Source organism: Methylobrevis pamukkalensis, assembly GCF_001720135.1.
Taxonomy (GTDB): domain Bacteria; phylum Pseudomonadota; class Alphaproteobacteria; order Rhizobiales; family Pleomorphomonadaceae; genus Methylobrevis; species Methylobrevis pamukkalensis.
This window is the reverse complement of sequence record NZ_MCRJ01000056.1, coordinates 1-26,974: the sequence shown is the minus strand read 5'-3', so window position 1 is coordinate 26,974 and position 26,974 is coordinate 1. Positions and strand designations below refer to the sequence as shown.

The 26,974-nt window shown below is 69.3% G+C and carries 25 protein-coding genes, 1 tRNA gene and 2 pseudogenes; 15 read left to right on the top strand and 13 right to left on the bottom strand.

Annotated elements, in window-relative coordinates:
* Positions 1–25: 25 nt before the first annotated feature.
* Both mltA and A6302_RS10810 read right to left on the bottom strand, forming a co-directional pair.
* Entirely contained in the window at positions 26–1,027 is a 1,002-nt protein-coding gene (gene mltA, locus A6302_RS10815) for a murein transglycosylase A (protein WP_245294025.1), read from the bottom strand.
* Positions 1,028–1,174: 147 nt separating this feature from the next.
* A pseudogene (locus A6302_RS10810) lies at positions 1,175–1,881 on the bottom strand (Tim44/TimA family putative adaptor protein).
* Positions 1,882–2,126: 245 nt separating this feature from the next.
* On the opposite strand from A6302_RS10810, the gene A6302_RS10805 reads away from it, so the two are divergent.
* On the top strand, positions 2,127–2,627 hold the full coding sequence (locus A6302_RS10805) for an FxsA family protein (protein ID WP_069307044.1): 501 nt from the start codon (positions 2,127–2,129) through the stop codon (positions 2,625–2,627).
* An 89-nt stretch (positions 2,628–2,716) separates the two neighbouring features.
* Here the strand turns inward: A6302_RS10805 and A6302_RS10800 are convergent, their stop codons facing one another.
* The 6 genes and pseudogenes from A6302_RS10800 to A6302_RS10775 all read right to left on the bottom strand — a co-directional run bounded on the left by A6302_RS10800 (position 2,717) and on the right by A6302_RS10775 (position 8,580).
* Positions 2,717–3,499, bottom strand: coding sequence for a succinate dehydrogenase iron-sulfur subunit (locus A6302_RS10800; protein WP_069307043.1), 783 nt, complete (start codon positions 3,497–3,499; stop codon positions 2,717–2,719).
* 108 nt (positions 3,500–3,607) lie between these two features.
* The gene (gene sdhA / locus A6302_RS10795; RefSeq protein WP_069307042.1) at positions 3,608–5,473 is read right to left on the bottom strand and encodes a succinate dehydrogenase flavoprotein subunit; all 1,866 of its coding nucleotides are present in this window, start codon (positions 5,471–5,473) and stop codon (positions 3,608–3,610) included.
* A gap of 7 nt (positions 5,474–5,480) precedes the next feature.
* Positions 5,481–5,867: a succinate dehydrogenase, hydrophobic membrane anchor protein gene (gene sdhD, locus A6302_RS10790; protein ID WP_069307041.1), complete on the bottom strand. Its 387-nt coding sequence runs from the start codon at positions 5,865–5,867 to the stop codon at positions 5,481–5,483.
* 10 nt (positions 5,868–5,877) lie between these two features.
* Entirely contained in the window at positions 5,878–6,276 is a 399-nt protein-coding gene (gene sdhC / locus A6302_RS10785; protein ID WP_069307040.1) for a succinate dehydrogenase, cytochrome b556 subunit, read from the bottom strand.
* A gap of 326 nt (positions 6,277–6,602) precedes the next feature.
* Positions 6,603–7,654 (bottom strand): annotated as a pseudogene (locus A6302_RS10780) (MaoC family dehydratase).
* Positions 7,655–7,893: 239 nt separating this feature from the next.
* Positions 7,894–8,580, bottom strand: coding sequence for an outer membrane protein (locus A6302_RS10775; protein WP_069307046.1), 687 nt, complete (start codon positions 8,578–8,580; stop codon positions 7,894–7,896).
* Between the two features lie 312 nt (positions 8,581–8,892).
* Here A6302_RS10775 and A6302_RS10770 point away from each other — a divergent pair, with 312 nt between their 5' ends.
* From A6302_RS10770 to A6302_RS10750, 6 genes are all read left to right on the top strand, one after another.
* On the top strand, positions 8,893–10,140 hold the full coding sequence (locus A6302_RS10770; protein ID WP_083255681.1) for an NAD(P)/FAD-dependent oxidoreductase: 1,248 nt from the start codon (positions 8,893–8,895) through the stop codon (positions 10,138–10,140).
* Positions 10,141–10,276: 136 nt separating this feature from the next.
* A complete protein-coding gene (locus A6302_RS22895) occupies positions 10,277–11,026 on the top strand; it encodes a hypothetical protein (protein WP_069307038.1) in 750 nt (249 codons plus the stop codon).
* Positions 11,026–11,424 (top strand): GGDEF domain-containing protein, encoded by a 399-nt coding sequence (locus A6302_RS22890; RefSeq protein ID WP_069307037.1) that lies wholly within the window; start codon positions 11,026–11,028, stop codon positions 11,422–11,424. Before A6302_RS22895 ends, A6302_RS22890 begins: the two co-directional genes overlap by 1 nt.
* A 167-nt stretch (positions 11,425–11,591) precedes the next feature.
* Positions 11,592–13,826: a beta-glucosidase BglX gene (gene bglX / locus A6302_RS10755; RefSeq protein ID WP_069307036.1), complete on the top strand. Its 2,235-nt coding sequence runs from the start codon at positions 11,592–11,594 to the stop codon at positions 13,824–13,826.
* A 16-nt stretch (positions 13,827–13,842) separates the two neighbouring features.
* Positions 13,843–14,079, top strand: a complete 237-nt coding sequence (locus tag A6302_RS24450; protein WP_245294024.1) for a hypothetical protein — start codon at positions 13,843–13,845, stop codon at positions 14,077–14,079.
* Positions 14,076–15,098, top strand: a complete 1,023-nt coding sequence (locus tag A6302_RS10750) for a glucoamylase family protein (RefSeq protein ID WP_245294023.1) — start codon at positions 14,076–14,078, stop codon at positions 15,096–15,098. The genes A6302_RS24450 and A6302_RS10750 overlap by 4 nt, the downstream gene beginning before the upstream one ends.
* A gap of 135 nt (positions 15,099–15,233) precedes the next feature.
* Here the strand turns inward: A6302_RS10750 and A6302_RS10745 are convergent, their stop codons facing one another.
* Together A6302_RS10745 and A6302_RS22145 are read right to left on the bottom strand one after the other, a co-directional pair.
* Positions 15,234–16,739 (bottom strand): glycoside hydrolase family 15 protein, encoded by a 1,506-nt coding sequence (locus A6302_RS10745; protein ID WP_069307035.1) that lies wholly within the window; start codon positions 16,737–16,739, stop codon positions 15,234–15,236.
* Entirely contained in the window at positions 16,736–17,527 is a 792-nt protein-coding gene (locus tag A6302_RS22145; RefSeq protein WP_069307034.1) for an alpha/beta hydrolase family protein, read from the bottom strand. The genes A6302_RS10745 and A6302_RS22145 overlap by 4 nt, the downstream gene beginning before the upstream one ends.
* A gap of 258 nt (positions 17,528–17,785) precedes the next feature.
* Here A6302_RS22145 and A6302_RS10735 point away from each other — a divergent pair, with 258 nt between their 5' ends.
* Positions 17,786–18,814 carry a diacylglycerol/lipid kinase family protein gene (locus tag A6302_RS10735; RefSeq protein ID WP_083255680.1) on the top strand — a complete coding sequence of 343 codons (1,029 nt, stop codon included), beginning with the start codon at positions 17,786–17,788 and terminating at the stop codon, positions 18,812–18,814.
* Positions 18,815–18,896: 82 nt separating this feature from the next.
* On the opposite strand, the gene A6302_RS10730 is transcribed toward A6302_RS10735, so the two are convergent.
* A tRNA-Leu gene (locus A6302_RS10730) sits at positions 18,897–18,981 on the bottom strand.
* 199 nt (positions 18,982–19,180) lie between these two features.
* On the opposite strand from A6302_RS10730, the gene A6302_RS10725 reads away from it, so the two are divergent.
* Complete coding sequence (locus tag A6302_RS10725) at positions 19,181–20,164, top strand: complex I NDUFA9 subunit family protein (RefSeq protein ID WP_069307033.1); 984 nt, start codon at positions 19,181–19,183, stop codon at positions 20,162–20,164.
* Between the two features lie 88 nt (positions 20,165–20,252).
* Here A6302_RS10725 and A6302_RS10720 read toward each other — a convergent pair whose 3' ends face one another.
* The gene (locus A6302_RS10720; protein ID WP_083255679.1) at positions 20,253–21,212 is read right to left on the bottom strand and encodes an undecaprenyl-diphosphate phosphatase; all 960 of its coding nucleotides are present in this window, start codon (positions 21,210–21,212) and stop codon (positions 20,253–20,255) included.
* A 250-nt stretch (positions 21,213–21,462) separates the two neighbouring features.
* Here A6302_RS10720 and A6302_RS10715 point away from each other — a divergent pair, with 250 nt between their 5' ends.
* The 6 genes from A6302_RS10715 (at position 21,463) to A6302_RS10690 (ending at position 26,555) form a co-directional block, all read left to right on the top strand.
* Positions 21,463–22,155: a glutathione S-transferase family protein gene (locus tag A6302_RS10715; protein WP_069307032.1), complete on the top strand. Its 693-nt coding sequence runs from the start codon at positions 21,463–21,465 to the stop codon at positions 22,153–22,155.
* A 24-nt stretch (positions 22,156–22,179) separates the two neighbouring features.
* Positions 22,180–23,346 (top strand): tRNA epoxyqueuosine(34) reductase QueG, encoded by a 1,167-nt coding sequence (gene queG, locus A6302_RS10710; protein ID WP_069307031.1) that lies wholly within the window; start codon positions 22,180–22,182, stop codon positions 23,344–23,346.
* Between the two features lie 254 nt (positions 23,347–23,600).
* Positions 23,601–24,188, top strand: coding sequence for an imidazoleglycerol-phosphate dehydratase HisB (hisB, locus tag A6302_RS10705; RefSeq protein ID WP_069307030.1), 588 nt, complete (start codon positions 23,601–23,603; stop codon positions 24,186–24,188).
* Positions 24,189–24,275: 87 nt separating this feature from the next.
* Positions 24,276–24,779, top strand: coding sequence for a DUF2628 domain-containing protein (locus A6302_RS10700; RefSeq protein ID WP_069307029.1), 504 nt, complete (start codon positions 24,276–24,278; stop codon positions 24,777–24,779).
* A complete protein-coding gene (hisH, locus tag A6302_RS10695; RefSeq protein ID WP_069307028.1) occupies positions 24,776–25,426 on the top strand; it encodes an imidazole glycerol phosphate synthase subunit HisH in 651 nt (216 codons plus the stop codon). The genes A6302_RS10700 and hisH overlap by 4 nt, the downstream gene beginning before the upstream one ends.
* A 421-nt stretch (positions 25,427–25,847) precedes the next feature.
* Complete coding sequence (locus A6302_RS10690; RefSeq protein WP_210183313.1) at positions 25,848–26,555, top strand: 1-(5-phosphoribosyl)-5-[(5-phosphoribosylamino)methylideneamino] imidazole-4-carboxamide isomerase; 708 nt, start codon at positions 25,848–25,850, stop codon at positions 26,553–26,555.
* Between the two features lie 128 nt (positions 26,556–26,683).
* Here A6302_RS10690 and A6302_RS22140 read toward each other — a convergent pair.
* On the bottom strand, positions 26,684–26,974 hold a 291-nt coding region (locus tag A6302_RS22140; protein WP_141703654.1), incomplete at its 5' end, for a DUF3800 domain-containing protein.

The following is a 26,974-nucleotide window of genomic DNA, read 5'->3' as shown; positions in this document are numbered from 1 at the left end:
CTCGCTGAGCCCACCTTTCCGGCGGTCACGACGCGCCACGGCGGCCTCCGCGGGGCGCGCGGCGCGGCGCCAGCACCGTGAAGGCGGCGGGATGGCGCACGGGAGCTGCCTGCCGCCAGGCGGTCTCGCCCGAGCCGAAGAAGATGTCGCCGCGCGCCGGGCCGACAATGGCCGAGCCGGTGTCCTGGGCGATCATCAGCCGGCGCACGCCGCCGGGTACGGCAATGCCGTCGAGCTCCACGTCGAGGTCGATCCAGACCGGCATGTGGAAGGTCATCAGCGTGCGGTCGACGGCCAGCGACCGGCCGGGGGTGAGTTGCACGCCGGCGGCAGCGACCGGGCCCCTCGACGGATCGCTGGCCTCGACCTCGGCAAAGAAGATGAAGGAGCGGTTGCGGGCGAGCACCGCCGGCGTTTCGGCCGGATGGGCCTCCAGCCACGTGCGCAGCACGTCGGCGGTCACCTCGCCCGGCGCATGGTGCCCCTGTTCGATCAGCACCCGGCCGACCGGAAAATAGGGATGGCCGGTCTTGCCGGCAAAGCCGACCCGCATCGAACCGCCCTCCTCGAGGCGGATCCGGGCCGAGCCCTGCACGTGGATGAAGAAGGCCTCCACCAGGCTCGCCACGTAGACGAGTTCAAGGCCGAGCCCCTCCAGCGCGCCGTCCTGCACCGCCCGGCGGTCCGGGGCCTCGGCAAAGCCGTCGGGTGTGGCAAGGCCCCAGGTCACGTCGGCCGGCACCGTCCCGCGCGGCGCACCCTCCGGGATCTCCACCAGCCCTTCGGGCTTGCGGTAGAGCGGCACGGGAAAGCGCGCGCTGCGGCGGCGCGACCCGTCGACTTCCGGCTCGTAGTAGCCGGTGACGAAGCCGCCGCCGGAGGTCGGCCGGATCGCGATCGGCGAGAACCAGGTTTCGAAGAAGCGGCGGGCGGCGTCGGGATCGCCGTCATCGGCCATGGCCAGCGCCGCCTGCGCCGGCGCCAGCAGCCCCGCACCGTCGAGGCCGAGCCCGCGGGTCGACGGCACCTTCTCGAGGATCCGCGCCGCGCTCGGCCGGAACGCGGAAAGGGCTGCCGCATGGTCGTCGCAGCCCATCCGTCAAGGGTGGAAAATCGTCGGGGAACGAGGCGGGCGAGCGGGTGTGCCGGGGGCGAGGCCATGACGGTCGGACCGTCAGGCGTCGGATTCGGTCGCGACCAGACGCCAGTTCGGATCGCGCGAGCGCACCTCGCGGGCAAAGGTCCAGATGTCGGTGACCTCGGTGACCTTCGACGGCTCGCCGTCGATCAGCGCGCCGGACTTGTCGAAGGTGGCCGAGATCAGCTTGCTCACGAAGCGGACCGTCACCTGGGCGGTGCCTTCGGTGAGCGACGCCTCGATGATGTCCGCCCGGTCGACGCCGACGAAGCTGAACTCCATCCGCTCGCCGCGCTTCTCGCGCTCGGCAATCGCCGCGGCAAAGCTCGCGAACACCTCCGGAGACAGAAGACCCTTGAGCTCGTTGCGATCGCCGGCGGCATAGGCCGTCACGGTCATCTCGTAGGCGCCTTGGCGCCCGTCACGAAATGCGCGGGATCGAACGTCTGGTCGGCGGAGAGAATCATCCGCAGGGCGGAATTCAGCGCGCTGCCGGCGGGAGCGACCGCATCGATCCTCTGGCGCGCCTCCGCATCGGCCGGCATCCGCGACCTGACGGCGGTCGGCAGGGCGACGACATTGTCATTGCCCTCGGACGCCTCGTCGGCCTGCGCCCGTTCCTCGCGGCGCTTGAACGGCTCGGCCGGCGGACGTTCGGTGCCGGTGCGGCTTCCCAGCACGCTGCGCAGCCGCCAGAACACCGCAACGGCGATGACGAGGAAAATGAGGCTCGTGAGGTCCATGAATCCGTTCATTGCCGCGCGGGTCCGCTTTCATCGAAGATCTGGCGTAATGGCGATATCTACCTATTTAAGATACGTCCACCCGCGTTCCAATCGCCGGACCTCTTTTTCCTGCTCCGGCGGGGAGAAAGTCGGCAAATGGAGACTGTTCACGCCCGCGGACCGTTTCGGCACGAGGACGGCCGGCCCGATGAGGGGCCGCCGCCCGTTCGCAGCGGTGCCCGGATCGCCGACAAGGTCCCTCGATGAAGCCCGTCCTGCTGCTGCCGCTGCTGATCCTGCTCCTGCCCGCGATCGAGATCGCGACATTCATCGTCGTCGGCTCGAAGATCGGCGTCCTCGCCACCCTCGGCCTGATCCTCGGCGCCATGCTGGTCGGCACGGCCCTCCTGCGCATGCAGGGATTTGCGCTGGTGACGCGGATCCGCGCCGAGATGGCGGCCGGGCGGGCGCCCGGTGACGAGATGATCCAGGGCGGCCTGCTGGCGGTCGCGGCGATCCTGATCCTCGTCCCCGGCTTCGTCTCCAGCACCTTCGGATTTCTGCTGCTGGTGCCGGCCGTGCGCCGCGCGCTGGTCGGGGCGATCCGCCGGCGGATGACGGTGATCGTCTCCACCCGCGGCGGGCGGCGCGGGCCGGGTGTGGTCGATCTCGATCCGGACGATTTTAGCCGCCAGGCGGGCGATCCGTCACCGCAGCGCCCCACCCCCGCGATCACGATCCTGCCGCCCGGCGACGGGCGCTGAGCAACCGGTCTTCCCCGGGAGACGGCCAGCACCCGGTCAGGCCGTAACTCGTGAACGTCCGACAGATCGAAACATTCACGACCGCGCGATCAGACCCGGCGTTCCACCATCATCATCTTGATCTCGGCGATCGCCTTCGCCGGATTGAGGCCCTTCGGGCAGGCCTTGGCGCAGTTCATGATGGTGTGGCAGCGGTAGAGCCGGAACGGATCTTCCAGATTGTCGAGCCGATCGCCGGTCGCCTCGTCGCGCGAATCGATCAGCCAGCGATAGGCCTGCAGCAGCGCGGCCGGGCCGAGATAGCGGTCGCCGTTCCACCAGTAGCTCGGGCAGGAGGTGGAGCAGCAGGCGCAGAGGATGCACTCGTAGAGCCCGTCGAGCTTTTCGCGGTCGGCGTGACTCTGCAGCCATTCGGTCTGGGGCGCCGGCGTCGTCGTCTTCAGCCAGGGCTCGATCGAGCGATGCTGGGCGTAGAAGTTGGTAAGGTCCGGGATGATGTCCTTGACCACCGACATGTGCGGCAGCGGATAGATCTTCACCGCGCCGGCCGTGACGTCGGCCATGCCCTTGGTGCAGGCCAGCGTATTGGTGCCGTCGATGTTCATGGCGCAGGAGCCGCAGATGCCCTCGCGGCAGGAGCGGCGGAAGGCCAGCGTCGGGTCGATCCTGTTCTTGATGTAGATGAGGCCGTCGAGGACCATCGGCCCGCAGTCGTCGACATCGACGTAGAAGGTGTCGATCCGCGGGTTGGCGCCGTCGTCCGGATTCCAGCGATAGATGCGGAATTCGCGCAGGTTGGTCGCGCCCGCGGGCTTCGGCCAGACCTTGCCCTCGGTCATCTTCGAGTTCTTCGGCAGCGTGAGCTCAACCATCTCGTCGATCCTCGATCGTCTCCGGGGCCTGCGCCGGTCCTCGTGACCGCCGCGGCGCGCCGAAATTCGGGAGCGCGGGCCGGACGTCCCGGCACGCGCCTTGAAAGCTCAGTAGACGCGCGCCTTGGGAGCGATCTTCTTCGGGTCGATGCCGCCGTCCTCGTAGGCCGTCAGCGGATCGGTGATCACCGGACGGTAGTCGAGGCTGACCGTGCCGTCCTCGGCGACGCGCGAGATCGTGTGCTTGCGCCAGGCCTCGTCGTCGCGGCCGCCGAGCGGGCCGTCCTTGAAGTCCTCGCGGGCATGGGCGCCGCGGCTCTCCTTGCGGGCCTCGGCGCCGTAGACCGTGGTGACCGCGTTGATCACGAGGTTTTCCAGCTCCAGCGTCTCGACGAGATCGGTGTTCCAGATCAGCGAGCGGTCGTGGACCTTGAGATCCGCCTGCTTCTTCCAGATCGCATCGAGGCGACGGCAGCCGCTTTCCAGGCTTTCCTGCGTGCGGAACACCGCCGCATCCTCCTGCATCGCCTTCTGCATCTCCAGACGCAGGTCGGCGGTCGGGATCGTGCCGTTCGCATGGCGGATGCGGTCGAAGCGGGCCATCACCTTCTCGCAGGAGGCCATGCTGGCTTCCGGCACCGCCGCGCTGCGGTCCAGGATCTGGCCCGCGCGGATCGCCGCGGCGCGGCCGAAGACCACGAGGTCGATCAGCGAGTTGGAGCCGAGGCGGTTGGCCCCGTGGACCGAGGCGCAGCCGGCCTCGCCCACCGCCATCAGGCCGGGCTGGATCCGGTTGGGATCGTCCGCGGTCGGATTGAGCGCCTCGCCCCAGTAGTTGGTGGGGATGCCGCCCATGTTGTAGTGGACCGTCGGCAGCACCGGGATCGGATCGCGGGTGACGTCGACGCCGGCGAAGATCCGCGCGCTCTCGGAGATGCCGGGCAGGCGCTCGTGCAGCAGGCCGGGATCGAGATGGTCGAGATGCAGGAAGATATGGTCCCTGTTCTTGCCGACGCCGCGGCCCTCGCGGATCTCGATCGTCATGCAGCGCGAGACGACGTCGCGGCTGGCAAGATCCTTGGCCGAGGGGGCATAGCGCTCCATGAAGCGCTCGCCCTCGGAATTGACCAGGTAGCCGCCCTCGCCGCGCGCGCCCTCGGTGATCAGGCAGCCCGAACCGTAGATGCCGGTCGGATGGAACTGCACGAATTCCATGTCCTGCAGCGGCAGGCCGGCGCGGGCGACCATGCCGCCGCCGTCGCCGGTGCAGGTGTGGGCGGAGGTGGCCGAGAAATAGGCGCGGCCGTAGCCGCCGGTCGCCATCACCACCATCTTGGCGCGGAAGCGGTGGATCGTGCCGTCGTCGAGATTCCAGGCGATCACGCCGGTGACGGCGCCGTCGTCGGACATGATCAGGTCGAGCGCGAAATACTCGATGAAGAACTGGGCGTTGTGCTTGAGCGACTGGCCGTAGAGCGTGTGCAGGATGGCGTGGCCGGTCCGGTCGGCGGCGGCGCAGGTGCGCTGCACCGGCGGGCCCTCGCCGTAGTTCTGCATGTGACCGCCGAACGGCCGCTGGTAGATCCGCCCGTCCTCGGTGCGCGAGAAGGGCACGCCGTAGTGCTCCAGCTCGTAGACGGCGGCCGGGGCCTCGCGGACGAGATACTCCATGGCGTCGACGTCGCCGAGCCAGTCGGACCCCTTCACCGTGTCGTACATGTGCCATTGCCAGCTGTCGGGCGTCATGTTCTGCAGCGACGCGGCGATCCCGCCCTGGGCGGCGACGGTGTGCGAGCGGGTCGGGAACACCTTGGTGATGCAGGCGGTCTTCAGCCCCTGCTCGGCCATGCCGAGCGCGGCGCGCAAACCCGCGCCGCCGGCCCCGACCACCACCACGTCGAAGGCGTGGTCGGTGTAGGGATAGGCGCGCCCGCCGATGTTGAAGGCCTTCGCGCCGGTGTTGGCGGTTGCCATGATCGTGTCAGCCTCCGAAGCCGATCTTCAGGATGGAAAACACCAGCGCGAGGCCGACGAAGACCGCGAAGAAGGTGTTGCCCATGAGCAGGAGGATCTTCAGACCCTCCGCGTGAACGTAGTCCTCGATGATCACCTGCATGCCGATACGCATGTGGACCACCGCGGAGATCACCACGAGCAGCATGGCGATGGCATTGAGCGGATTTTGCAACGCCGCGACCAGGCCGGCATGGCCGGTGCCCTGCACCGAAATGAGGAAGACCACGAAATAGAGCAGCAGCGGCACGTTGGAGGCGGCGGTGAGCCGCTGGCGCCAGAAGTGGCCGGTGCCGTCGCGGGCCGAGCCGAGGCCGCGGACACGGCCGAGCGGGGTACGGATGTCCGCCTTCATCGCGGTCTCCTCAGCGCAGGATGATGACGACGATCCAGACGAGGATCGTCAGGACGATCGAACCGGCCAGGGTGCCCTTGGCCAGCAGCTCGCGGGCCTCGGCGCCGTGGCCATGGCCGAAGTCCCAGATGAAATGGCGGATGCCGCCGAGCATGTGGTGGAGCAGCGCCCAAGTGTAGCCGAACAGGATCAGCTGGCCGACGATCGAGCCGAAGAACCCGTCCGCGACCTCGAAATAGGCCGGCCCCGCCGCGGCGGCGACCAGCCACCACACCAGCAGCAGCGTGCCGACGTAGAGCGCCGATCCCGTGATGCGATGCACGATCGACATCATCATCGTCAGCATCGGCCGGTAGATCTGCAGGTGCGGTGAAAGCGGGCGGGCGCTCTTGCGCGAAAGGTCTGCCATCGACGTCATCCTGACCTTGAACGCCCGCCCCCTGCCACCGTTCCCTGCCGGACCGGCGCCTTGGACAGGATGGTACTTACGTTTACGTAAGCGTCACTCTTGAACTCGTCTCTGCACGGGTTCTAACGTAGCGCGCCGCCATCGTCAAAGCACAAAGTGCCCCACCCGCGACGAAATCTGCGAGTCTCCGCGGGTTACGCTGTCGATCCACGCGCGAAGACTCTGCTTTACGTATACGTAATGCCACCGGATCAGCGCTGCGCAACGAAGGTCGTCTACCGGAAAGACATGACACGGGGCCGACAGCCGGGACGGCCCGCCCTCTCTCAGAGCGGGATCAGGACCCAGTAGTCGAGATCGAGAACCACGGACGGATCAGGCCGGCCATCGTCTTCGGCGCCGGGGAAGTCCGCGCAGGGGCGGTTCCGCGTCGCCACCGTGCGCACCCGCAGGGCGCCGACATCGGTACGGCCGGGGATCTCGCCGGTCTCGAGGATTTCCGACCAGGCGAAGATCGTGTCGCCGGCAAAGGTCGGGTTGACGTGGCGCCCGCCGTTGATCGCCGCGACATGGAAGGCATTGCCGAGGCCGTTGAAGGTCAGCGCCCGGGCGAGCGAGATCACGTAGCCGCCGTAGACGATGCGTCGGCCGTTGCGGCCCGAGGCCTCGTGGAACTGGTTGAAATGCACGCGGGCGGTGTTCTGGTAGAGCCGGGTGGCGAGCTGGTGCTCGGCCTCCTCGATGGTCATGCCGTCGACGTGGTCGATCCGCTCGCGACGCGGTAGTCCGAAAAGCGATGGACCGATCCGGCCAGCTCGTCGTCCCAGGCGCCGGTGTCGAGCAGCGGCACCGCATTGCCGAGCGCATCGGCGGGGAGCGCCTTCGGCAGGGTCGGCACCACGGGCTCGGGGGCCGGCGCCGCCTCGTCGCGCTTGCGCACCATCACCCAGCGCACATAGTCGACCACCTCGGTCCCCTCGGCCGTGTAGCCGGTGGAGCGGACATAGACGACGCCGGTCTTGCCGTTGGAATTCTCCCGAAGACCGATCACCTCGGACACGGTCGACAGGGTGTCGCCGACATAGACCGGCGACAGGAAGCGGCCGCCGGCATAGCCGAGGTTGGCGATCGCATTGAGCGAGATGTCCGGCACGGTCTTGCCGAAGACGATGTGGAAGGCAAGGAGGTCGTCGACCGGGCTCTTGTCGTAGCCGATCGCGCGGGCGAAGTCGTCGGACGATTGGACCGCGAAGCGGCTGCCGAACAGCGCCTGGTAGAGCGCCACGTCGCCGGCGGTGACGGTGCGCGGCGTGGCGTGGCGGATCACCTGGCCGATGCGGAAGTCCTCGAAGAAATTGCCCGCACTGGTCTTGGTCATGGCCCGCTCGCCCCTCTTCCGTGTCCCGCCGCGTCCCTGCCTGCCCCGGCATCCGGTCGCCGTCTTCGGATATAGGGCGCAGATGCCGGCCCGTCACCGCGCCTTTCGTCGCGGCACTGCACAATGGCCGGTCGCGGCACAGGCGGCGAACCGGACGAAGGGCAAAAAAAGACGCGGCGCCGAAGCGCCGCGTCCGATCGAACACCGGCCGGATCAGCCGGCTATCTGGAACCCGTCGCTCAGAAGCGGTAGTTCAGGCCCAGGCGGACCGAATGGAAGTTCGGCGAGGGGGTCGTCTCGACGCCCAGGATCGAGACGTCCTTGTTGCCGAGGTCGACGTAGAGATACTCGACCTTGGCCGAGAGGTTGTCGGTGAAGGAATGCTCGACGCCCGCGCCGACCGTCCAGCCGACATAGGTGTCGTCGGCGCCGGCCGAGGTACCGAAGGCACTGCCTTCGTATTCGTAGTGGCCGTAGGCAAGACCGCCGGTGCCGTAGAACAGGGTGCGGTCATAGGCAAAACCGACCCGCGGCCGCACGGTGCCGAACCAGTCGACGGTCGCCGTGCCGCTGACGGTGCCGTTCGACACGTCATCCTCGATGTCGGCCAGCTGGAGATCGGCCTCGATGCCGACGACCGCCGAACCCATCTGGTAGTTGTAACCGACCTGGAGGCCGCCGAACACGCCGCTGATCTCGGCGGTGCCGACCCCGAGGCCGGGCGGCCGGGTGCCGATCACGTCCTCGCCGCCGAAACCGTAGCCGATGTTGGCGCCGGCATAGATGCCGGTCCAGTCGAAGATCGCTGCTTCCATAGGCGCTTCGGGCGCCGCCGGAATCGGCTCAGCGATGTCGGCGGCCGACGCAAGGGAAGCCGAGCCAAGCAGAAGGGCAGCCGCCGTACCCGCCAAAAGAAGATTGCGCATCATGGTCCACCTCTGTTGCTGCGATGTGGCCGAGCCACCCGCATTCCTAGGCTCAACTATTCGTCCGTCGACCTCGAAATTCAACATATCAATTCCTCCGCCCCGGCATGGGGCGCTGTTTTCATCACGGACGTGCATTCGTGCAACACCCGCAAGGCCGTCCGTGCAACGTCTGTCGGCAGCGGCGCGGACGCGATCTGGCGCTTTCAACGCCCTCGCCTTGCGCCTTGCCTCTGCTATGGTGCCGGCCGCCGCGCACGGGCGGCAAGCATGCGCAGCACATGCACGCAGTCACGGGGAAGAGCAGGCGGAATGAGCAGCGGAAACGTCGTCATCGTCGGGGCCGGCCATGCCGGCGTGCAGGTAGCGGCCAGTCTTCGGGACGAGGGATTCCAGGGTCCGATCCGTCTCCTGTCGGGCGAAGCCGACCTGCCCTACCAGCGGCCGCCGCTCTCCAAGGCCTATCTCAAGGGCGAGACCGGCGCCGAGGGCCTCCTGCTGCGGGCCGGCGCCTTCTATGCAGCCAAGGACATCGACCTCCGGCTCGGCACCACGGCCCTGGCGATCGACCGGGAGGCGCGCGAACTCGTGCTGGCGGGCGGCGAACGCCTTGGCTACGACCATCTGGTGCTCGCCACCGGCACCCGCGCCCGGCCCTTCGACGTGCCCGGCCGCGCCCTTGCCGGCGTGCTCACGCTCTACACGCTCGGCGATGCGGCGCGGCTGAAGACCGAGGTCGAGGCGGCGACGGCCATCGTCGTCGTCGGCGCCGGCTTCATCGGCCTCGAACTCACCGCGGCGGCGGTGGCGGCGGGCAAGTCGGTGACGGTGATCGAACTCGGCGCGCGGCCGCTCGGCCGGGCGGTGTCCTCGGAAATCTCCACCTTCTATCACGGCGCCCACGACCGCTCCGGCGCCCGGCTGCTGTTCGGCGCCGGCGTCGCCGCGCTGGAGGGAACGGACGGCCGGGTCGAGGCGGTGGTTCTCGCCGACGGCACGCGCGTGCCCGCCGATCTGGTGCTGGTCGGCATCGGCGTCCTCGCCGAGGACCGCCTTGCCCATGCCGCCGGCCTGCCCTGCGACAACGGCATCATGGTCGACGAATTCCTGCTGACCGCCGACCCGGCGATCTCGGCGATCGGCGACTGCGCCGCCTTCCCCAGCCCCCATGTCGGCACCCGGCTCCGGCTCGAATCGGTGCAGAACGCCGTCGACCAGGCCCGCTGCGTCGCTCGCCGCCTCGCCGGCCATCCGGAGCCCTATGTGGCGTTGCCGTGGTTCTGGAGTGACCAGGGGCCGCACAAGCTGCAGATTGCCGGCCTGTCCCATGGCTGCGACCGCTGGACGATGCGCGGCGATCCTGCCGAGGGCGCCTTCACCGTGTTCGGCTTTCGCGGCGACAGCCTGGCCGTGGTCGAGACGGTCAACCGCCCCGCCGACCACATGGTCGCGCGCAAGCTGATTTCGGCCGGGATCCGGCTGACGCCCGAGGAAGCGGCCGATCCGGCGGTGGACCTGAAGGCACTCCTGAAGGCGCGCAGCGCGGGCGGTCCGGCCTGAGTCTCCCGGCGCGCCGCGTCGCCCTCCGCAGCTGTCATCGGCCCCGCCGATCTGCGGGCAACGGGAAATTTACCGCGCGTGGCCTACACTTGCCTGCGGCGTGCGCTTCGCATGGCCGCCAGCAGCCGGGGAGACCATGGCAGATTTCGTGATCGACATCCCGACGGTGCTGTTCCTCCACCAGATTTCCTTCCTCGTCGGGCTGGTCACCTTCGCCTATGTCTGGCGCTATCTCGATGCCGTGCCCGGCGCCGGATGGATGATGGCCCACTATGCCTGCGGCTCTGCCTCCGCGGTGATCCTCGCCCTGTGGGAAAGCGGGGGCGCCGTGCCGTCCACGACGAGCTTCGCCCTGCTCTTCATCGGCGCGGCCTCCTGGGCCTTCTTCTTCCTTGGCGTGCGCGAGATCAGCGCCGGCCGGTCGGATCCGCGCTTCGCGCGCCGCCTGCTCGGCGTGATCCTGCCGCTCGTGGCGGTCGCTGCGACCTTCGCCCACGACGATGCCGTCTCGCACCGGCTGATGCTCTGCCTGGCGGTGACCCTGTGCGTGCTCGCCGCGGCCGGGTCGATGCTGGCGTCCTACCGGCACGAACCGATGCGCGCGCGCCGCTTCATCGCCACCATCATGCTGCTGCATGTCATGGTCCTGACCGCACTCGCGGCCAATCTTCTTGCGGGCCGGCAGATGATCGGCGACGGGCTGCTGATGGCCGGCTCGCTGCAGCTGAGCCTTCTCACCGTGCTGCTGCTCGTCGTCTTCATCAACGAGCGGACATCGGCCCGCCTTCACCTTCTGGCCACCACCGATTCGCTGACCGGCGTCGGCAACCGGCGCCACATGGTGGACGGAATCGGCGCGCTGATCGACGACGGCGCCTGCTGGTGATGATCGATGTCGACCGCTTCAAGTCGATCAACGACCGCTACGGCCACGAGACGGGCGACGCGGTGCTGTGCGAGGTGGCGGACGCGATCCGCGGCACGCTGCGCGGGCGCGACATCGTGGCCCGGCTCGGCGGCGAGGAGTTCGGCGTCTATCTCTGCGACATCGCGCCGGGCGACGTCGACCAGGTCGCCGAGCGCATCCGCCTTGCGATCGCGGAGCGGAAGATCCGCGTCGGCAACCGGCAGATCGCGGTCACCGCCAGCCTCGGCGTCGCGGTGGCAGGACCCGACGGGCTGACCTTCGACGACCTGATGCGCGGCGCCGACGGCGCGCTCTATGCAGCCAAGAGCTCCGGGCGCAACAGGGTGTGCTTCGCCGGCCGCCTGCAGCCCGCCTGACGACGGCCGGCCGCGTCCGGCGCCTGTCGCGGGTCGCCCTCCCTTTCTCTCGCCCCGATTTTCCGCCACAAGTGGTCGCGAGCGGCACCCCTGCTTCGCGACCGGTGCTCACGGGCACGACGGGACGCGGACAATCGCGGCCGGGAGCACCAGGAAAGGCACGACGCATGTCCGGACGGATCGACGACCTTCTCGCGCGGATGACGCTGGCGGAGAAGATCGGCCAGCTCAATCTGGTGACCCCCGGCGGCGACACCCTGACCGGGTCGGTTGCCAATGCCGATGTCGCCGGCAAGGTACGGGCCGGCGCGATCGGATCGATCTTCGGCGTGAAGAGCCGCGAGGCGATGCGCGCCTTCCAGGATCTCGCCATGGAGACCCGGCTGAAGATCCCGCTGATGTTCGCCGAGGACGTGATCCACGGCTACCGGACGATCTTCCCGATCCCGCTGGCGCTGGCCGCCAGTTTCGACATGGACCTCGTCGCGCGCGCGGCGCGGGTCTCGGCGGTCGAGGCGTCGGGCATGGGCATCGACCAGGCCTATGCGCCGATGATCGACGTCTGCCGCGATCCGCGCTGGGGCCGGATCGCCGAAAGCCCCGGCGAGGATCCCCATCTCGCCGCGCGCTTTTCCGAGGCGCTGGTGCGCGGCTTCCAGGGCGACGACCTTGCCTGCCCCGAATCGGTGATGGCCTGCCTCAAGCATTTCGTCGGCTATGGCGCAGCGACCGGCGGACGCGACTACGACCGCGCCGACATGAGCCCGACCGAGTTGCACGACGTCTACCTGCCGCCGTTCCAGGCCGGGGTGGCCGCCGGCGCCGGCAGCATCATGGCCGCCTTCCATGCCCTCAACGGCGTGCCGATGCACACCCATGCCGGCCTGCTGCGCGGGGTGCTGCGGCACGCCTGGGGCTTCGACGGCCCGGTGGTGGCCGACTACACCGGCGTGATGGAACTGACCTACCACGGCATCGCCGGCGACCTTGCCGCCGCCGCCGTCAAGGGTCTCGTCGGCGGGGTCGACATGGACATGGTCAGCGAGGCCTATGTGCGGCATCTCGCCGACGCGGTGGCCGAGGGGCGGCTCGATCCGGCGCTGGTGGACGAGGCCTGCCGCCGGGTGCTCGCCGCCAAGGAGCGGCTCGGCCTGCTCGACGATCCCTATCTGCGCATCGGCGCGGCCGGCCGGCCGCCGGTGGCGCTGCTGTCGGCCGCACACCGGCAGGCCGCGCGCGAGGCGGTGGCCGACAGCTGCGTGCTGCTCAAGAACGAGGACGGCCTGCTGCCGCTCGCTCAGGGCTGCAACGTCGCGCTGTCCGGCCCGCTGGCCGACGACAGCGTCAACATGAACGGCACCTGGGCGGTCTGCGGCGACTGGCGCGACGCGGTGCCGCTGACTGCCGGGCTCGGCAACCGCTGCCGCTTCACACTGGCGCGCGGCGCCAACATCACCGACGAGGCCTGGCTCGCCGCCCGGCTCAACGTGCATGATTCCGGGCCCGCGCTGTCGGCCACGATCGACGGCCGGTCGCCGGAGCAACTGATCGCCGAAGCCGTGGCGCAGGCGCGGGACGCCGACGTGGCGCTCGCCGTGGTCGGCGAGGCGCGGGAATATGCCGGCGAATCCTCCTCGCGCACCGATCTGCGCTTGGCCCCCGGTCAGGTGGCGCTGCTGAAGGCGCTGAAGGCAACCGGCAAGCCGGTGGTGGCCGTCGTGATGACCGGCCGGCCGCTCGTCCTCACCGACATCGTCGACCACTGCGACGCGATCCTGATCGCCTGGTTCGGCGGCACCGAGAGCGGCCACGGCATCGCCGACGTGCTGTTCGGCGCGGCCGAGCCCGGCGGGCGCCTGCCGGCGACCTTCCCCTGGCACGAGGGCCAGATCCCGGTGTTCCACGCCCGCCTGCCGACCGGCCGGCCCTTCCCCGGCCGGTTCCAGAAGTTCCGCAGCGGCTATGTGGACGTGCCCGAGGGCATCCGCCATGACGACGGCCTCTATCCCTTCGGCTTCGGCCTCTCCTACACGCAGTTCGCCTTCGGTGCGCCGCAGCCGGAGAAGACGCAGTTGTCCGGCATCGGCGACCGGCTGCGCGTCACGGTGCCGGTGACCAACACCGGCGCGCGGACGGGCAGCGCCGTCGTCCAGCTCTACATCGGCGATCCGCTGGCGAGCCGCAGCCGCCCCCTGCGCGAACTCAAGGGGTTTGCCAAGCTGACGCTCGCCCCCGGCGAGCACGCGGACGCGACGTTCGAGCTCACCAGCGACGACCTCTCCTTCTCGGTGGCCGAGAGTGTCGGCGACGTGCGCCGCGCCTTCGAGCCCGGCCGCTTCATCGTCGGCGCCGGGCCGGACCCGTGGAACCTGTCCGAGACCGCCATCGACTGGCTCGCCTGACCGGGAGAACACCCGCATGACCGCCGTCCTCACCCGGCTTTCCGACGCCGCGCTGCTCGACACCGTCCAGCGCGGCACGCTGCGCTATTTCACCGATTTTGCCCATCCGGTGAGCGGCATGGCGCGCGAGCGCAGCAACGACGCCTATGCGAGCTACACCGCCGCCGACACGGTCACCACCGGCGGCACCGGCTTCGGGGTCATGGCGCTGGTTGCCGGCGCCGTGCGCGGCTTTCTGAAGAAAGAGACGTGATCGCGCAGATCCGCCGCCTCGTCGGCTTCCTCGAGCGCGCCGACCGCTTCCACGGCGCCTTTCCGCATTTCCTGCACGGGACCACCGGCAAGGTGATCCCCTTCTCGGAAAAAGACGACGGCGGCGACCTCGTCGAGACCTCGTTCCTGATTGCCGGCCTGCTTGCGGCCCGCAGCTTCGTGGAAGGCGAGGCGCCGGATCTCGCCGCCGCGATCGACCGGCTCTGGCACGGCGTGGAATGGGACCACTTCGTCCGGGCCGACGGCGCGCTCCTGTGGCACTGGAGCCCGCGCCACGGCTTTGCGATCGACCTGCCGATCACCGGCTGGAACGAATGCCTGATCACCCACATCCTCGCCGCCGCCTCGCCCAGCCACGGCATCGGGCGGCGCGCCTACGACAGCTCGTGGGTGACGGGCAACGATTTTCGCAATGGCCGGAGCTGGCATGGCATCGAGCTGCCGCTCGGCCCCGAGAAGGGCGGTCCGCTGTTCTTCTCGCACTATTCCTTCCTCGGCCTCGATCCGCGCGGCCTGACCGATTCCCATGCCGACTATTTCGTCCAGAATGTCGCCCACACCCGGATCAACCACGCCCACTGCGTGGAAAACCCCCACCACCACGCCGGCTACGGTCCGGCCTGCTGGGGGCTGACGGCCAGCGACGATCCGAACGGCTATGATGCCCACGCGCCGACCAACGACAGCGGCGTGATCACGCCGACGGCGGCGCTGTCGGCCTTCCCCTACGCCCCCGACCTCGCCATGGCGGCGCTGCGGCATTTTTACGATGATCGCGGCGACGCCATCTGGCGCGACCTCGGCTTTGCCGACGCCTTCCACCCGGGCACGGGCTGGGTCGCCGAAAGCCATCTCGCGATCGACCAGGGGCCGATCGTGGTGATGATCGAGAATTTTCGGTCGGGCCTGCTCTGGGACCTGTTCATGGCCTGCCCGGAGGTGGGGCGTGGTCTGGCGACGCTGGGATTTTCGTCGAAGAGGTTGGGCGGGATGGTGTGACGCGAGAACAATGGTCGTAAGCGATGGCGGGGAAACGCTCCATCGGGCCACAACAAACCACCCATCCATCGTCATTCCCGCGAAAGCGGGAACCCATCCCTCCCCGGGCGCAACGCCGGATGGAAGATCGCACTCTCAGCGAATTCTCTTTTCAATCTCGACGGTTACCCCTGCCGAACGATGGGTTCCCGCTTTCGCGGGAATGACAATTAACTGCGCTCGCGCCCGGGCCACGGACAGCAGCGCGGCGTGGCTCCAGGTGAGCTGGCGGGCGGAGAGTTGGGCACCGGTGGTCCGGTCGATCTGTTCCGACATCTCGCCGTCCGGCCCGGCATGGGCAAGGGTTGCGGCGAGGACCGCGTCGCCGCGCGCCGCCAGCGCCGCCGCGGCATCGCCGGTGGCCGTGTCGCCGAAGAGGCCGCGGCGGAAGGCGAGGTTGGTGCCGGTCTCGGGTAAGGCCGCGCCGTCCCGCAGCCTTTTCGCCAGCGCATAGTGGAACTCCGCCAGCGCGAAGCTTGTGGGAAACCACGGATTGCCGCCGAAATAGCGGTCGCCGACGCTGCGGCCGACCAGCGGTCCGAAGCCCGTCCCCGAGCCGTGATTGACCGGGTAGAGGTCGCAGAACGCCGCCGCCAGCGCGTGGACGCTCGCCTGCAGCCGGTCGTCGAGGACGCTGTGGCGGCCCTCCTCGAGCCCGGCATGCAGGACCGCCATGACCTGGCAGGCATCGACCACCTGATGCGCGTCAGTGGCGCCGCCGCGCGCGGCGATCGCGCGGTAGACGCCGAGTTGCGGGTCGAAGTGGCCATCCAGCGCACGGCGCAGCGCGTCCGCCGCCGTTCGGCATTCCCCGGCCTGCGCGTCCAGCCCGGCCGCCGCCAGCCGGTCGGCGCCACGCACGAGCGCGCCGAGCTGACAGACGCCGGTGAAATAGTGGTGGCCGAACTCGTCGTCCTCCTCCCACGGCCCGATGCAGGGCGAACCGGCCTGGCGCAGGGTGAAGCCCAGATCCGTCTCAAGGAGATCGACCGCAAGCAGTTCGGCCGCCGCCGGGCTGACTTCTGCGCTGGCCAGATGCTCCAGCAGCGTCAGTGCCCGCAGCGCCGGTCCGTCATGCTGCGGCCGCGCCCAGCGCTGCAGATCCGTGCTGCCGTCCGGGTTGACCCGGGGTTCGGCGAGGATCGTGTCGCCGGAGACGCCGGCCAGTTCCTGGTCGGACCGCAGATGCTTGAGGCAATCGGCCCGCGTCGTCGGGCGCAGCGGGTTCGGTACCGATCCGGCGCCGGCAAGCCGGGTGGTGGCCAGGCTGAAGGCGACATAGTCGGCAAAGGCCCGTGCCCATCCCCCCGGCGGGCCGCCCTCGTCTCCCTCCGCGGCCAGCCGCGCGACCTCGGCCATGACGATGGCCGCATCGCGGGTCCAGTGATAGAAATAGTCGGGTTCCGGGTCCCAGTGGGCCGAGACCGGCGAGGCGAGCACGCTGCCGGCGGCCGGCTGCACGCGCTGGCCGAATTCCGGCCGGACATGGACGAGATCGGTGCGCGACAGGCTGGCGGCCAGATGCCGGCGCGAGGCCGCCGCCTGACGGGCCAGCGCTCGGTCGAGATCGGCGAGCCCGTCGCCGGGCGACGCTGCGCTCACGCGGCCGGACTTTCGCGACGCGTCTGGTCGAGGACCACGAGGGCGGCCTCGATCACGGCCTCGGATGTCTCGCCCTCCATGCAGTGCTGCGCCTCGGGCATGACCAGATAGCAGATCCCATCGGGCAGAAGGTCGAACAGTTCCTTGCAGTTGGCGGGCGGGGTGACCATGTCGCCGCGCCCCGCGACGATCCCGACCGGCAGCGTCAGGCGGTCTGCGAGCGCGAGGATGTCGTGGGTCGGCCACTCGTCCAGCGCCCTCGGGCATTCGCGCGCGAGCACCTCGATCCCGTCCGGCGCCAGCGCCCGGCGCACCTCGATCTGGCGGGCGCCGGACGTGAAGGTCGAGACCGCGAGCACATGGGCGATGCGGCCCTCGAACTCTTCGGCGGCCAGCCGCAGCACGGCATAGCCGCCCATGCTGTGGCCGGCGAGGACGAGACCGTCCGTCCGCCAGCCCTGGTCCTCGGCGTTGTCGAGGGTCCACTGCACCACGCGCCGCGCGTCGCGCAGGTGCTGGCCGATGGTGAAGTCGGCGCCGGTGCCGGCGCTGCCGTTCCATTCGGAGGCGCAGAGATTGGCCGAGACCACCGCATAGCCGCGGCGCAGATACGGGCGGACCACCTTCATCATGTGCGGCGAATCGCTGTTGCCGTTGCGGCCGTGGATCACCACGGCGACCTTTTCGGCGCGCACGCCCTCCGGCTGGAACACGTCGATGCTCATCTGCGCATCGGGATCCTGCGGGTCGGAACTCGTCCCCAGCGGCACGGCCGGCAATCTGCGCATCGGTTCGGTCCTTTCCTTCGCCGCCAGAGCTGCCTCGGCCCTAGCTGACTGGTGCTGTCGTCTGCTCCCGGAGATTGCAGACTACCATGGCGTGGCCGCAGCGTGGACCCGCGCGCGCGTTGCGAGCGGGATGGCACCTGAACCCCTCCCCTCAGGAACCGGCGCGGCAGGCCGTGCGTTGACCGGATCTGGTCCCTGTCCTTCCGGCCGAATGACCAGACCAGGGACGGCCGGACTGACGACGGGAGGGACTGCGCCATGCCCGACAGAGCCGATGCGACGACCGCCGACAGGGCGATGCACGACGTCTCGCGCACGCCGCCATCGCTGCGCGTGCGGGCCGTCGTCAACGGCATGGCCGGAACCGCGCGGGGCACCGAGCAGGACAGTTTCTGCACCCGGCTCGTCGAGGCCTTCGTGGCCCACGGCCATGTCGCAGACTGCGCCGTCGTGGCGCCGGAGGCGGTGGAGGCGGCGATCGCGGCAGCGGCGGATGATCCCGCAGTGGATGTCCTCGTCGCCTGCGGCGGCGACGGGACGGTGTCGCTGGCCGCCCGCCATGCGGTGCGCGGCGGCAAGATCCTCGGCGTGCTGCCGGGCGGCACGATGAACCTGTTCGCCCGTTCGCTCGGTCTTTCGACCGATCTCGACGAGGCGGTGCTCCAGCTGGCGGCGGGCACGCCGGCGGCGGTGGACATCGCCGTGATCGAGGGCGACGGGCTCGGCACGGCCGGGCTCGGCGGGCGTCCCTTCGTCCATCAGTTCTCGGTCGGCCTCAAGGCGCGGATGGTCAAGCTGCGCAAGGCGATCGTCTACCGCTCGCGGCTCGGCAAGATCGTGGCGACGCTGCGCGCCGCCGCGGCCGCCCTGTCGCGTCCGCCGAACTTCGAGGTGGAGATCGCAACTCCCGAGGGCACGGAGCGCCGGCGCGCGAGCGCGGTGGCCGTGTCCAACAATCCGTTCGGCGACCGGCACCTGCCCTATGCCGACCGGCTCGACGGCGGCCAGCTCGGCCTCTACGTGGCCGCCCCGCTCTCGGCACGCGGCGCGCTGCGGCTCGGCCTCGACCTGCTGCTCGGGCGCTGGCGCGCCAATCCGGACCTTCAGAGCCGCACGGCCACCAGCATCCGCCTCGCCTTTCGCGGCGGCCACGTCCGCCGCTGCGTGATCGACGGCGAACTCGTCGACCTGCCGCCGGTGGTGACGCTGCGGATCCATCCCGGGGCGCTCACGGTGCTGACGCCCGGCCCGATCGCGGAGATCCCGGCCGGCGCGCCGGCCGGCTGAGGGCCCAGAGAATTCTGGACAAGAAAAAAGCCCGGCGAACCGGGCTTCTTGCTTCACGACGACCATTGCTGGTCGGGGGATTTGGTGCCCAGGAAAGGACTCGAACCTTCACGCCTCGCGGCACAGGTACCTGAAACCTGCGCGTCTACCAATTCCGCCACCTGGGCTCGGCGGCGAGGGATATGGGAAGGTCGCGACCTTGTCAATCGTCCTCCATGACGATTTCGCATGCGATCCGGCAAATCTCTTCATCGGCCCCCGACGGCCGCCCGGACGCCATCGGGGACATTCCCCGCTGTACAGCCCCCGCCCGCTTGGCTAAGACCGTTTCTCGGAATTCCTCTCGACTGCCCCGAGGTCATACCCATGCAGAAGACCAGCGGCTCCGGACGTCTCGTCACCGTCTTCGGCGGGTCCGGCTTCATCGGACGCTATGTGGTCCGTTCGCTCGCCCGCCGCGGCTGGCGCGTGCGCGTCGCCGTGCGCCGGCCCGATCTCGCCGGCCATCTCCAGCCGCTCGGCACGGTCGGCCAGATCCACGCCGTGCAGGCCAACCTGCGCTACCGCGCCTCGGTGGAGGCCGCGGTCAAGGGCGCCGACGCCGTGGTCAACCTCGTCGGCATCCTCGCCCCCTCCGGCCGCCAGAGCTTCGAGGCGGTGCAGGCCTTCGGGGCGCGCGCCATCGCCGAGGCCTGCCGCGCGGCCGGCATCACCCATCTCGTCCACGTCTCCGCGATCGGCGCCGACGCCGGCTCGGCTTCGGCCTATGCCCGCACCAAGGCCGCCGGCGAGGCGGCCGTGCGGGAGGCGGTGCCCACCGCCGTGATCCTGCGGCCCTCGATCGTGTTCGGCCCCGAGGACGGCTTCTTCAACAAGTTCGCCGCCATGGCCCGGCTCTCGCCGGTGCTGCCGCTGATCGGCGGCGGCGAGACCATGTTCCAGCCGGTCTATGTGGCCGACGTCGGCGAGGCGGCGGCGATCGCCGTCGAGGGCGGGGCGACGCCGGGCGCGGTCTACGAACTCGGCGGCCCGGAAGCGATGAGCTTCCGCGACTGCCTCGAGACGGTCTGCGAGGAGACCGGCCGCAAGCGTCTGCTCCTGTCCATCCCGTTCGCGGTCGCCGAGACCGGCGCGAAATTCACCGACTGGCTGCCTGGCGCGCCGATCACCCGCGACCAGATCGAACTGCTGAAGACCGACAATCTCGTGTCGGCCGAAGCGGAGGCCGAGGGCCGCACCCTCGCCGGCCTCGGCATCGAGCCGCAGACGCTGGCGGCGATCCTGCCGACCTATCTCTACCGCTACACGACGCGCGGCCAGTACGACCGGCACAAGGCCCGCACGCTCTGAGCACCTGACGTCATGCGACAGACGAAAACGGCGGCGCCCGGCCCGGGTGCCGCCGTTTTCGTGTCCGTCGCGGCCTGGCCCGCGGTGTTCAGGGGGCCTGGAAATGGCCCGCGGGCGGCCCGTCGAGCGTGCCGCGGAAGGCGCCGGCCGCCGCCGGTCCCGCCTCCGGAACCGAGAGCGCGATCGCCTGGGACACCGCCGCCGGCCGGGCCTCGGTTGCCGCGGCATCGGCCGGGCCGGCGTCGGGCGACAGCATCAGCGCGATCAGGCCGACCGTGCCGACCGCGATCCGCCACCAGCCGAAGGGCGCGTAGCCGTGGCGGCCGATGAAATCGAGCAGCTTGCGCACCACCAGCACCGCCGTGATGAAGGCGGCGACGAAGCCGACCGCGATCACCGCCGCGTCGTCCATGGTCAGCAAATGCCGCGTCTTCAGAAGGTCGTAGGCGAAGGCGCCGGCCATGGTCGGCATGGCGAGGAAGAAGGAGAATTCGGCCGCCGAGCGCTTGTCGGCCTTGAGCAGCATGGCGCCGACGATGGTGGAGCCCGAGCGCGAGGTGCCCGGGATCATCGCGAGGCACTGGAACAGGCCGATCAGGAAATAGGTGCGCAGCGGGTAGCGGGTCGCGTCGAAATGCACCGGCGTCGGCGGGTGGCGGTCGATCACCAGCAGCACGATGCCGCCGAGGATCAGCGACACGCAGATCAGCCGGGGCGATTCGAACAGCACGGTCTTGATCAGGTCGTGCAGGGCGATGCCGACCACCACCGCCGGCAGGAAGGCGAGCAGCACGCCGAACACGAAGCGCCGCGCCGCCGCGCTGGTCGGCAGGGCCAGCGCGATCGTGGTCAGCCGCCGTGCGTAGACGGTGAGAATCGCCAGCACGGCACCAAGCTGGATCAGCACCTCGAAGGTCTTGCCGGTCGATTCGAAGCCGAGGAAATGGCCGAGCAGCAGGATGTGGCCCGTCGACGACACGGGCAGGAATTCCGTCAGTCCCTCGACGAGGCCGAGCAGCGCCGCCTCGAGAATAGTTCCGGCATCCATGCCCGGCTCTCCTGGATTTCCGGGGACCACCCCGGCGATTGCTGCAATTGAGGGACGCGTCGAAACCGTTTGTTCACCGGTGCGATGCGCTCTATAGAGACCCTTCCGCCGGGCGCCGCGTGATGCGCCGGCGAGGGGTCACGAGGATGAGACGAGGTCGCCGGGCGAACCATCCGCCTCTGCCGACCTTACGTCCGTGACGGTTACCAATTTCCGACAGACCCGCTCGGCCTCGGGCCCGGAACCATCGATGCTGAAACTCTTCCACCATCCGTTCTCCGCCGCCTCCCGCTTTGCCCGCCTGATGCTCTCCGAACACGACTGCAAGGTGGAGTTCGTGACTGAACGGCCCTGGGAGCGGCGTCCGGACTTCCTGCAGATCAATCCGGCCGGCAGCGTGCCCGTACTCGTCGAGAATGACGGGCCGCCGATCGCCGGCGCGCCGGTGATCATGGAATACATCGACGAGACGCGCGGCTACGCCATGGGCGATCGCCGGCTGATGCCGAATCACCCGGAGGCGCGCGCCGAGATGCGCCGGCTGGTGCTGTGGTTCGGCCAGAAGTTCCACGAGGAAGTGACGCACTATTTCGTCCACGAGCGGATCTTCAAGCTGGAGATCCCGTCCTCGCGGGGCGGCGGTGCCCCCGATTCGCAGATTCTGCGCGCCGCACGCGCCAACATCCGCCACCACCTGCGCTACATCGGCTGGTTGGCGGGCAGCCGCGACTGGCTGGCCGGCGAGCGCATTTCCTTTGCCGACCTTGCCGCCGCCGCCGAACTGTCGGCGATCGACTATATCGGCGAGGTACCGTGGGACGAGGATCCCCACGCCACCGCCTGGTACGCCCGGGTCAAGTCGCGCCCGTCCTTCCGCGGCCTGCTCGCCGACAAGGTGACGGGCCTGCCCGCCTCGCCCACCTATGCGGATCTCGATTTCTGAGGCCACGTCGTCCACATTGCCTTCATGACCGCCGATCCGCTCAGGGCCGCCCGCGACCGCGCCGAACGCCTCGGCTTCGGAGCGCTGCGCGTGACGACGCCGGAGCGGGTTGCCGAAGCGGGGCTGCGGCTGCGGGAGGCGATCGCCGAAGGCCATCACGGCACCATGGACTGGCTCGCCGACACCGCCGACCGCCGCGCCGACCCGCGCCTTGTCTGGCCGGACGTGCGCTCGGTCGTCATGCTCGGCCTCAACTACGGGCCGGAGGGCGACGCGCTCGCAAATCTCGCCGACCCGTCCGTCGCCAACATCTCCGTCTACGCCCGCGGCCGCGACTATCACGACGTGATCAAGGGCAAGCTGAAGGAGATCGCCGGGCTGGTCGAGCGCGACACCGGCGCGAAGGTGAAGGTGTTCGTCGACACCGCGCCGGTGATGGAAAAGCCGCTGGCCGCCAGCGCCGGCCTCGGCTGGCAGGGCAAGCACACCAATCTGGTCTCGCGCGACTTCGGCTCGTGGCTGTTTCTCGGCGCGATCTTCTGCGCCGCCGAGCTTGTGCCCGACGCGCCGGAGGACGACCGCTGCGGCTCCTGCCGGGCCTGTCTCGACGCCTGCCCGACAAACGCCTTTCCCGCGCCCTACCGGCTGGATGCGCGGCGCTGCATCTCCTACCTCACCATCGAGCATGCCGGGCCGATCCCGGCCGAATTCCGGGCGGCGATCGGCAACCGGATCTACGGCTGCGACGACTGCCTGGCGGTCTGTCCCTGGAACAAGTTCGCCCAGACCGGCGCCGAGATGAAGCTGTCCGCCCGGGCGGATCTGATGGCGCCACCGATCGCCGACCTGCTCGGCTTTGATGACACGGCCTTTCGCGAGCGCTTCTCCGGTTCGCCGGTCAAGCGCATCGGCCGCAACCGCTTCCTGCGCAACCTGCTGATCGCCGCCGGCAACTCCGGCACGGGTGCGCTCGGCGGCAAGGTGACGGCACTGCTGGACGATCCCGATCCGGTGGTGCGCGGGACGGCGGTTTGGGCCGCCGGACGGCTGCTGCCGGCCGAGGATCTGGCGGCGCTTGGCGCCTCGCGGCTTGATCAGGAAACCGACCCCGAGGTGCGTGCCGAATGGGATGCAGTGCTTGGGCCAAGGCCCGCGGACGAGACCGGCGACAGGGGCGGGAAAGCCTGCTAAAGGTCGCGGCACGTCGGCAGGGCGCACCGAAATCAGGCAGTTTCGGGCGATGGCCGCATGCGTGAAATCCTTCTCTCCTTGCGGGAGAAGGTGGTCGCGAAGCGACCGGGTGAGGGGTGGCGGCGCCGCCGTCCCCTCACCCGCCCCTTCGGGGCACCCTCTTCCGCAAGGGGAGAGGGCCGCGTGCGGCATCGCCTCGGATGTCGCCGTTCCGGTGCCCGGCCGCTTCCCTTGTCCTGCCACCGGAAACCGTCATGCGTCAGGCCAGCCTCACCCGGACCACCTCCGAGACCGACATCACCCTCTCCCTCGATCTCGACGGGACGGGCAAGGCCGAGATTTCCACCGGCGTCGGCTTCTTCGACCACATGCTGACCCAGGTGGCCCGCCACGGCCTGTTCGACCTGAGGATCTCCGCAAAGGGCGACCTGCACATCGACGACCACCACACGGTCGAAGACGTCGGCATCGCGCTCGGCAAGGCCTTTGCCGAGGCGCTCGGCGACAAGAAGGGCATCACCCGCTACGCCGACTGCCATCTCGCCATGGACGAGGCGCTGACGCGCTGCGCGATCGACGTCTCCGGCCGGCCGTTTCTCGTCGCGAAATTCGGCTTTTCGACCCCGAAGATCGGCACCTTCGACACCCAGCTCGTCGAGGAGTGGTTCCGCGCCTTCGCCATGAACGCCGGGATCACGCTCCACGTCGAGACGCTGAGCGGCGCCAACGACCACCATGTGGCCGAAAGCGCCTTCAAGGCGCTGGCGCGCTGCCTGCGCACCGCTGTGGAGATCGACCCGCGCCAGGCCGGCCGGATTCCCTCCACCAAGGGAACGCTTTGATCCGCGCGCCGGTTTGGGATATCGACCGGACATGACCGCCGCGCGGACACGCGTGCGCCGGACGACCGCCGACAGGGAGCATCGGCCATGACCCTTCACGCCGCCTATGTCGCGCCGGGCACGACGCGCGACAGCGATCCGGACCGGATCGACGTGCGCTTCGTCAAAGACGGCATCGCCTGGCCCGCGCTGGTCCTGCCCTTCGTCTGGCTGGTCTGGCACCGGATGTGGTGGGTGCTGGCCGGCTTCATCGCCGCCAGCCTCGCGGTCGAGGCGATCGGCCAGCTGTGGCGGCCCGAGGCGGCGACCGTGCTCGGCCTGCTGCTGGCCGTCGCCTTCGCGGTCCATGCCAACGACCTGCGCTGCTGGTCGCTGGAGCGGGCCGGCTGGCGGCTCGCCGGCGTGGTCGAAGGCAAGGACCGCGACACCATGGAACTGCGCTTCTTCACCGGCCTGCTGGTCGCGCCGCGCCGTGCCGCCCCGCCGGCCGCATCTTCGCCCTCTCCCTTTGCCGGGGCACAATCCCGCCCGTCCGGCATGCCGGCGGTGATCGGCTACCTGCCGGCAACCCCGCGCGGAGGCACACGATGAGCGTCGCGATCATCGACTACGGCTCCGGCAACCTGCGTTCGGCCGCCAAGGCGATCGAGCGGGCCGCCCGCGAAAGCGGATACTCCGGCGCGGTGACGGTCACCGACGACGCCGAGACGGTGGCGGGCGCCGACCACATCGTCCTGCCCGGTGTCGGCGCGTTTGCCGACTGCCGCCGCGGCCTCGACGCCCTGCCCGGCATGATCGACGCGCTCACCGGCGCGGTGATCGCCGGCGGGCGCCCGTTCCTCGGCATCTGCGTCGGCCAGCAGCTGATGGCGAGCCGGGGGCTGGAGAAGGAGACCACCGAGGGCCTCGGCTGGATTCCCGGCGACGTGACGCTGATCGAACCATCCGATCCGGCGCTGAAGGTGCCGCACATGGGCTGGAACACCCTGGACGTCGCCACCGCACATCCGGTGCTCGCCGGCATTCCCACCGGCGCGGACGGCCTGCACGCCTATTTCGTCCATTCCTATCATCTGCAGGCGGGCGATCCGGCCCACGTGCTCGCCACCGCTGACTACGGCGGCAGCGTCACCGCCATCGTCGGCCGCGACAACCTCGTCGGCACCCAGTTCCACCCCGAAAAGAGCCAGGCGCTGGGCCTCGCCCTGCTCGGGAACTTTTTGAGATGGCGGCCGTGAGAGCGCGGGGACGGATCGAGGACGGCGGACGTCTTCCGTTCGGCGTCACGCCACGCCCGTTCGGCATCACTCTGCATCTGTTCGACGTGGCTCCGCTCCTGTTCGTCGTCATTCCCGCGAAAGCGGGAACCCATCGTGCCGCGGGGATCACCGGAGAGAGAGCATGAGGCCCATCCGACCGGCTTCGCATGCCATCAGAACGTCGACCCGTGCGGAGAGTTGGGTTCCCGCTTTCGCGGGAATGACGATCAGGGGGCAGTGCGGGGCGATCCGACACTGCCGCCCGCTTTCGCAACACCGCCGCCAGCCTTCGCAACACCGCAGCCAGCTCACGCGCCGCTCCTGCAGTCTTTCGCAACACCCCTGCCATCCGGGACCACCCCATGATCCTCTACCCCGCCATCGACCTCAAGGCCGGCCAGTGCGTGCGGCTCAAGCTCGGCGACATGAACGAGGCGACGGTCTACAACGAGACCCGGCGGCGCAGGCCCGGGCCTTTGCCGACATCGGCTTTCCGTGGCTGCATGTGGTCGATCTCGACGGCGCCTTCGCCGGCGCCAGCCGCAACGGCGCGGCGGTGGAGGCGATCCTGGCCGCAACCTCGATGAAGGTGCAGCTCGGCGGCGGCATCCGCAGCCTCGAGGCGATCGAGGCCTGGCTCGACAAGGGCATCGCCCGCGTGATCCTCGGCACCATCGCCGTGCGCGATCCGGCATTGGTCCGCAGCGCGGCGGCACGCTTTCCCGGCCGGATCGCGGTGGGCATCGACGCGCGCGGCGGCAAGGTGGCGGTGGAGGGCTGGGCCGAGGCTTCCGAGCTCACCGCCGTGGATCTGGCGAAGAAATTCGAGGACGCCGGGGTGGCGGCGATCATCTACACCGACATCGACCGCGACGGCATCCTCAAGGGCCTCAACATCCCCTCGACGCTGGAGCTGGCCGCCGCCGTGTCGATCCCGGTGATCGCCTCCGGCGGCCTTGCCTCGATGGACGACATCGACCGGCTGCTCCAGCCCGACTGCGCCATCCTCGACGGCGCGATCACCGGCCGCGCGCTCTACGACGGCCGCCTCGACCCGGCGGCGGCGCTGGCGAAGATCGCTGAATTTCGAAAAAGCCGAGTCGAATGAATCGGTTGGCGAGTTATGATCAGTTTCTCTACAAACTATTGACTTTTAATACATAATTCCCATTATATAGGAAATGGATCGGGGGTTCTCGGTCGGCGTCTGGCCCTGGAGCAATCCGGGGCTTTTCGCTATGGCTCGACAAGAAAGTCCCTCGGCGTGTTTCTTCGGGATTTCATCCGCCCCACAAGCTTTTTCTCGATAATCTCATAGGCTCGGTTTTCCTGTTGAGGCCGCAAATAATGGATTCCGATCGGCCGTGCAGTCAGATCGGCGATCTGAAGACCGGCAGAATTGGCCTTCTTGTCCACAAAGACGACGTCAAGGTTGGTCAACGGCTTGCGCGGCGCGTTTGCTCCCGAGACGATCCTGCGGAAGGCGAGTTCAAGATCACGGTCTTCCTTGTCGCCCCGGCGCTCGAA